The sequence below is a fragment of the Clostridia bacterium genome (genome assembly GCA_028698525.1).
Lineage (GTDB): Bacteria > Bacillota > Clostridia > JAQVDB01 > JAQVDB01 > JAQVDB01.
In genome coordinates this window covers 1-3,906 of the sequence record JAQVDB010000112.1, presented here as the reverse complement: position 1 = coordinate 3,906, position 3,906 = coordinate 1, and the positions used below count along the sequence as shown (strand labels likewise).

The window sequence follows — 3,906 nt, the reverse complement described above, 5'->3', positions numbered from 1 at the left end:
TGGGAGTAAATAGTAGCAAAAATGCTACTGACACTAAAGCTTTATAAATAGACACCTATAGAAGATTGCTTCATGAAAAAATACAAGAGTGATGCTATTTTGAAGCTATTTCACTAGAAATGATGAAAAAATGTGAGTAGTAGATTTTATGCTTATCTTTTATAAAATTAAATAATAGAAAAAGAAAGAGCACTTAGGGTTAGACTGATTATCTAAACTCTAGGTGCTTTTTTGTGTTTATTTATCTAAGTATTATTTTATTCCCCTTTTACAATATAAATCTTCTCATTGTCAAAATAAATATCTGATGTGTGATTGTAAATTTGTATCATGTCAGCCATTCTCTCTGTGAACACGGCAGTTTCAGGATTGCTTATTTCAGCAAATAATCTAATCACGTTTTGTTCGTTTCCAAGGGCATTCTTTTTTATGTTATCTCCCATATCCTGAAAAAATTCATCAGCTGATCCTTTTTTTACAACTGGTATAGAACCGATAGTTTTCCCTATAAAATTGCTAACAGTTCCTACGCCCTTTAGTAGGTTAGTTTCAACAGATGAGCTACTTATATTTTCTAGATAAACTGAGCATTTTTCAAATATCATTCTATAGGTTTCAGCAAATTTTTCAATTTCCTGTTTAATTCCAGAAATATACTCTTCTTTAAAGTTTCCACTAAGCATAATTTCAAGTAAAGAGGATAATGAAAATGTAAATAAAGATAATCTGTAATACTTAAATTCTTTTAATAGTTCACTGAGTTTCGTCTTAACATGAGCTTGAACCAAGAGAAATTTCTTTCCATCAAGGGTAGCACTAATCTCCTTCTGATATGAGATTATATGAGCCCTGGCCGTTCTCTGGATATCACTTACCATCTTATGGTTGCTAGATATAAACTTGTCGTTATCCCAATTATGTTTGTATTTTGTAATGATGGAGATAAGTTGCTCAACATCGGCTTCTACAGTTGATTCTTTTTCAAATTCAATAAGTTGAAGAATCTTATTTTGGGTTTCTTGGATATTATTAAGTTGCTGTTCAATAGAGTATAATGCAACTGCCATCATTATCATTGCTGGATTTATAGCAGTGACAGCTTCCGTGGTTGCAGTTAATGGGCCAGCTTGAGACAATTTTGCCATCTTAGATGTTCCATCAGCAGCTTTTATTGCACCCCAATAAGTTTTATCTTTTGCCATTTTTAATATATCCCCAGTAGCTAAATTTTTAACAGTAAATAAGCCTTGCATGTCAATTGATGTTGTTGTAGTTACTGTTCTTAGTGATGGAAGGAGGGATGATACTCCCGACCCTAAGGTAGCTAGTTCAGCTATTGGTATACTGATTGTACTAAGGTTTTTAATATTAGTTCTGGTATCTAATAGCAGGCTCTCTGTTATTTGAATCAAATCGCTCTTATCTTTATTTTCCTCACTTGATGTTACTTTCAAGTTATTAATTTCAACAATATCGCCCATAATTAACCTCCAATCAAAAGATATAACTTTTTAGATCCGTGTTCAAAAGTGTAAACAATAGAAAATTATAATTATTTTTGTGTCTATTTATCTTCCTCATTTTCTATCTTATTTTTAGCAACTCTAAACTTTCTTTCAGCTAAAGACTCCTTAGTTGCTTGTATATCATCAAGCTTTTGAACTTGTGCCATATATTCTTTATAGCTGGTATTTTTACTTCCTTCAGGATTAAATTCATAGTCTTCTCTTAAGCTATCAGGCCAATTTGCCTTCCAATCCTCATATTCTTCCCAGGATATTTCTTCATCCATAAACTTAAACTGCATCTGTGTCCAGGCTTCTAAGGTTTTATCAATTTTTAAAATATTATGGCCTAGAAAAACCAAACTGTGGACTGGTGTACCATTAATATCTACTTTGCTGATCCCTATAGGGATGGAATCCTCTAACTTAAAGAGTAAACGAATTACTTCTTCAAAGTCATAAGGATAGCTAGGATCTTTAAAATACTCAGGCTTTACACCTAAGGCAGAAGAAATATTATTAAAAACATCTTCTTTAGGTGAACGAATATCTAACTCATATTGTCTTATACGTACATCATCTAAATTTACTTTTTTCCCTAATGCCTTTTGTGTTAAGCCACGTAATTCTCTAAATTTACGAAATAAATATCCAGAACTCATAGAAAGCCTCATTTAGAAACAAATCTGCTACTATATAAAGAATAACTTATATAAGGAAAAAAAGCAAGAAAAAAATAATTAAAAAAAGACTTGCCAGTAACAAAAATGTTTCGTATTATATAACATATAAACAGAAACAAATATGTTACTTAAAAGGAGGAAAATATGGATAAACTATTTTTAGATTCAAAAGAAGTTGCTAGGTTATTAGATGTATCACAACAACAAGCCTATAAAATTATTAGAGAGATGAATAAGGCTCTAGGGGAGAAAGGATTTTTAATTTTAAGAGGAAGGATAAACAAGCAATATTTTATGGAACAAATTTATAAGTCAGAGGAGGATATTAATGCCAGCATATAAAGATAAGAATACAGGTAAGTGGTATGTATCTTTTTATTATGAAGATTGGGATGGCCAGACTCAAAAGAAATTTAAAAGGGGGTTCGAAACAAAGAAAGAGGCCTTAGACTATGAAAAAAAATTTTCGGTTAAAATGGAAGGATCTTTAAATATGCTATTTGAAGACTTTTATGAACTTTATAAGGAGGATGTAAAGGAAAGTGTAAGGCTAAATACCTGGTTGACAAAAGAACATATGATACGCACCAAGGTACTACCTTTTTTCTCAGGTATGAAAATAAGTGAGATAAAGCCTGTGGTGATAAAAAAATGGCACAATGTACTATTGACTATTGAAAATGCAGAGGGTGAAAAATATAAGCCGACCTATTTAAAATCAATACATGCACAGTTGTCTTGTATCTTCAACCATGCAGTTAAATTTTATGGGCTAAGACAGAATCCTTGTAAGGTAACTGGAAGGATAGGAAAAAGAAAAAGCGATGATGAAGTAGAATTTTGGACTAAGGAAGAATATACTTCCTTTATTGAAAAAGTTAAGGATAAGGATATTTCCTTCTATGCTTTTGAAATTCTATATTGGACAGGCATTAGAATTGGAGAACTAAGAGCTTTGACCAAGGCTGACTTTGACCTTGGAAAAAAACAATGAGGATTAATAAATCTACTCAAAGAATAGACAGTCAAGAAGTTATAACTGATCCAAAAACCCCTAAGAGTAAAAGGACAATTTTGTTACCTAATTTTCTGGTTAAGGAATTGGAAGATTATTTCTTGAAAATTGAATATTTTAATCAAGATGATCTAATATTTCCTAAAACGCCATCTTATTTTAGGAGAGAACTAGAAAGAGGTATAGGTCTCTCAGGAGTAAAAAGAATTAAACTTCATGCCCTAAGACATAGTCATATATCCCTACTAATAGAAATGGGTTTTTCTCCTGTGGATATTGCTGAAAGAACAGGCCATGAAAGTATAAAAGTTCTCATGGAATATAGTCATATGTTTCCGACTAAGCAAAAAGATATGGCTAATAAATTAAATGAAATGGGTGAGTAAATGAAAGCTCCAAAATTTCCTAACTATAAAGATATAATTAAAAAGAAAAAGGTGGAAGAAGTAGAACGTCTATCTAAGGCAGAATGGCAGATAATAGAGACTGAGAGGATAGAGAAAAGAAAAGAATCTCATAGAAGATCAGATGAAAAAAGAAGAGAAAAACAAGCCACTATAACTTTTAGAGTAGATAAAAAGGATAGGGATAAGATTTTCTCAAAGATAGAATTATCAGGTCAGAACAGGCAAACTTATATGACTAAAGCAATCTTAGATGCACCTATTAAAGTTGTAGCAACTCAAAATATAATTGATAGCTG

At 31.5% G+C, this 3,906-nt stretch carries 4 protein-coding genes and 1 pseudogene; 3 read left to right on the top strand and 2 right to left on the bottom strand.

What is annotated here, in order from left to right:
• Positions 1-257 precede the first annotated feature (257 nt).
• Positions 258-1,481, bottom strand: coding sequence for a hypothetical protein (locus PHP06_10775; GenBank protein MDD3841023.1), 1,224 nt, complete (start codon positions 1,479-1,481; stop codon positions 258-260).
• 83 nt (positions 1,482-1,564) lie between these two features.
• Positions 1,565-2,167, bottom strand: coding sequence for a helix-turn-helix transcriptional regulator (locus PHP06_10770; GenBank protein ID MDD3841022.1), 603 nt, complete (start codon positions 2,165-2,167; stop codon positions 1,565-1,567).
• 165 nt (positions 2,168-2,332) lie between these two features.
• On the opposite strand from PHP06_10770, the gene PHP06_10765 reads away from it, so the two are divergent.
• The 3 genes and pseudogenes from PHP06_10765 to PHP06_10755 all read left to right on the top strand — a co-directional run.
• Entirely contained in the window at positions 2,333-2,530 is a 198-nt protein-coding gene (locus tag PHP06_10765; GenBank protein MDD3841021.1) for a DNA-binding protein, read from the top strand.
• Positions 2,517-3,589 (top strand): annotated as a pseudogene (locus PHP06_10760) (site-specific integrase). Before PHP06_10765 ends, PHP06_10760 begins: the two are co-directional and overlap by 14 nt.
• The coding region (locus tag PHP06_10755; protein ID MDD3841020.1) for a hypothetical protein at positions 3,590-3,906 on the top strand (317 nt) is incomplete at its 3' end. It abuts the pseudogene before it with no gap.